Here is a 3,436-nt window from a genome sequence, read left to right as displayed (position 1 = left end):
TCTAAAATACCATCAAAAATATAATTTAAAAGAGCAGATTTATAAATTATAATTTTTAATTTCATATTTTGTAGGCATACATTCATCATGGAAAATACTTTATTTAAATTATCAGAGGATAAATTATTATCATGTCTAATTTTACTTAGTATATCTTCAGGAATACCTATAGAATGCATATTTTTAAATATTAGTTTGATATGATTTTGCATTACAAAATTAATTAAATATTTTTGATCCATTAATTCTTGTCCAGATTTTATTTCATAAAGCTGTACTTTACTACTTAAATAATTATTGTAATGATTGTATAAATTATTTATAGTTTCTAAATCTCTAGAAACAGAATTTATATTTAAATTACAGTTATTATCATTTATATACATGACAGATAAACAATTTTTCACAAGTATCATGTTAAAATTTTCATTGTTATTACTATAAAGATTGTAAGTTATATTAGAATTTGAATTTAGATATAGAAGGATTATTTTACAATACTCATTTATATCTTTCTTCATTTCATCTAAATTAATCAGCTGATGTATATATACTTTTTTACTATTAAACACAAAATCTTTATTCTTAGAGATTTCTGATACAGATTTTTTGCTGGAATATCTTTTAATATCATGGGTTATTATTATATGAATATCCTTTTCCTTTGATTTATTACAATAGTTTTTTAAGTTTTCAAAAATCCATTTATCTATATCATTATTCCCTAACATGGTACAAGAATTATTATTATTTATTATATAATCTTTGTTTTTATTAAGTTTTTGTGATTCATAGGAATCGTATAGATAACGAGATAACTCGTTTTTTACACTTTCTTTACTATTATTAATTAACTCAAAGTCATAACATAGTTGTCTTAATGAACTTTCATTTATATTATCCATAAAAAATTGACAAATACCATCTATAATTTCAGTAATATTTTTTTGAGACGGTAGTTTACTGCCATTTATCCATTTACTAATGTATGTTACATCATATCCTAAATAATTTGCCAATCTAAAGTTTTTTTCACAGGTTATATCCAATAATTTATGAATTATCTCACCAAAGTTATTTGTCATAGTTTATTCTCCTAAATAAGTCGTTATATGTATTATATCAAATTAAATATATAATAAAATAAATTAGTCAATATTTGTCAATATTAGTCAACTATCATCTATTGATGTAGTGTTTTTATAAAGATATAATCTAAATATAAATTGTTAAAAAAATAACATGTATTTAATTAAGGAATCATCATTAGATTAAATAGAAAGTGATGATAGTAAATTTATGACAGGAACGATAATAAATGTTGATGGTGGTTTAGTATTTTAAGGAGGCAAGTATTTATGATATGTACAAAATTATTTTCACCAGGTAAAATAGGTTCTATGGATCTAAAAAATAGAGTTATATTACCTGCTATGGGTTCAGAAATGACTATAAATGGAGGAGAACCTTCAGATAAATTAATAGATTATCATGTGGCTAGAGTTAAAGGTGGATGTGGACTTAATATAGTTGAAATAGCAGCAATTCATCCAAGTACAAAAAATCCAATGGACTTAGGAATATACGATGATTCATTTATACCAGGGTTGAAAAGACTAGCAGATGCTATAAGAGAAGCTGGTGGAAAATCGGCTATACAAATATGGCATGGTGGACGTGTAGTTCGTAATCCAATAGATGGATACGATATAGTTGCTCCATCTGCAATAAAATCTCCTTATAGTGCAAAAGCGCCAAGAGAACTTACTATAGATGAAATATATGAATTAATAGAAGCTTATGGAGATGCTTGTTTAAGAGCAAAAAGGGCTGGATTTGATTCTGTTGAATTACATGGAGCTCATGGGTACTTATTAGCAGAATTTATGAGTAAAACTTGCAATAAGAGAACTGACGAGTTTGGTGGCTCATTTGAAAATAGAATAAAATTCCCACTTATGGTTATAGAAAATGTACGTAAAAAAGTAGGAGAAGATTTCCCTATTATATATAGAATAAGTGGTAGCGAATTCTGTGAAGATGGAATTACTGTTGAGGATGTAATAGAGTTTGCAAAGCTTGCTGAGAAGGCTGGAATAGATGCATTACATGTGTCTGCGGGAACTACTGCAACACTTGAATATGTAGTACCACCAATAGATTTTAAACAAGGGTTCAATGTGGAAAATGCTTATAAAATAAAACAGCATATAAATATACCTGTTATAACTGTTGGTAGAATAAATGATCCTATATTTGCAGAAAAAATATTAGATGATGAAAAAGCAGATTTCGTAGGAATAGGTAGAGCTCAATTGGCAGATGCTGAGTTCTGTAATAAGGCAAAAGAAAATAGATTTGATGAAATAATTAAATGTATAGGATGTAACCAAGGATGTTTTGATATGTATCTTGTTCCAAATCAAGATATAAGTTGTATGAGAAACCCTTCTTGTTCAAGAGAAAGAGAATATAAAATAAAATCTTGTGAAACACCTAAAAAAGTTCTTGTAATAGGTGGAGGGCCAGGTGGTGTTGAAGCTGCAAAAGTGGCAAAATTACGTGGTCATGACGTTACTCTATGTGAAAAAACTAACTCAATAGGTGGTCAGTTTAAAATAGCAGGGCTGGCTCCTAGAAAAGAAGAATTTGCATTAGCTGCAGATAACATGGAAGCTACACTTAAAAAAGTTGGAGTAAAGGTACTTAAATTAACAGAAGTTAATAAAGACTTCATAAAAGAATTTGCACCAGATGAAATAGTACTAGCTACGGGAGCTAACCAATTTGTACCTCCTATAAAAGGTGTAGAAGGTGACAATGTTGTACTTGCTTGGGACGTATTAAAAGGTGAAAGTACAGTTGGTAAAAATGTAGTTATTATAGGTGGAGGTCTTGTTGGTTTAGAAGTTGCAGAGACTTTAGCTGAAGAAAATAAAAATGTTACTGTTATTGAAATGCTAGACAGAGTAGGTAATGGTATAGGATGGTTAAGAGGTATATGTGTTCATAAGAATATATATAAATTAGGAATAAAAACTTTAACTAGTACAAAATGTTTAGAAATAAATGAAGCTAGTGTTTTAGTTGAAAAAGATGGAGAATCTAGCTTAATAGAAGGTATAGATTCAGTAGTTATAGCTATTGGATCTAGAGCAAATAATTCTTTAGAAGAATTTATAAAATCTACTAATATACCATATCATGTTATTGGTGATGCAGTAAAACCAAGACGTGCACTTGATGCAATATGGGAAGCAGCAAGTGTTGCTAGAGAAATATAATTAAAAAAACATCAGCATAAGTGATTGTGAACTGCACCCTTCATGTGGAACAATATAAAACAACCTAGGCTACCTTTTTCTTGTATTTTACAGGAGAAAGGTAGTTTAATTTTGCCTGTATTCTTTCTTTGTTATAATAATCTATATATTGA

Annotated in this window: 3 protein-coding genes; 1 reads left to right on the top strand and 2 read right to left on the bottom strand. The window is 28.1% G+C overall.

The annotated features are described in order from the left end of the window. Positions 1–1,085: hypothetical protein (locus NSA58_RS17615; protein ID WP_257560755.1), on the bottom strand; the 1,085-nt coding region annotated here is incomplete at its 3' end. Between the two features lie 273 nt (positions 1,086–1,358). Here NSA58_RS17615 and NSA58_RS17610 point away from each other — a divergent pair. After that, a complete protein-coding gene (locus NSA58_RS17610; protein WP_074080227.1) occupies positions 1,359–3,284 on the top strand; it encodes an oxidoreductase in 1,926 nt (641 codons plus the stop codon). Positions 3,285–3,348: 64 nt separating this feature from the next. On the opposite strand, the gene NSA58_RS21055 is transcribed toward NSA58_RS17610, so the two are convergent. Beyond that, complete coding sequence (locus tag NSA58_RS21055; protein ID WP_408645542.1) at positions 3,349–3,429, bottom strand: IS3 family transposase; 81 nt, start codon at positions 3,427–3,429, stop codon at positions 3,349–3,351. Positions 3,430–3,436 lie beyond the last annotated feature (7 nt).

This window comes from Terrisporobacter muris, from assembly GCF_024621905.1.
GTDB lineage: Bacteria > Bacillota > Clostridia > Peptostreptococcales > Peptostreptococcaceae > Terrisporobacter > Terrisporobacter muris.
The sequence above is the reverse complement of the archived record's forward strand: the minus strand, read 5'-3'. Positions and strand labels throughout refer to the sequence as shown.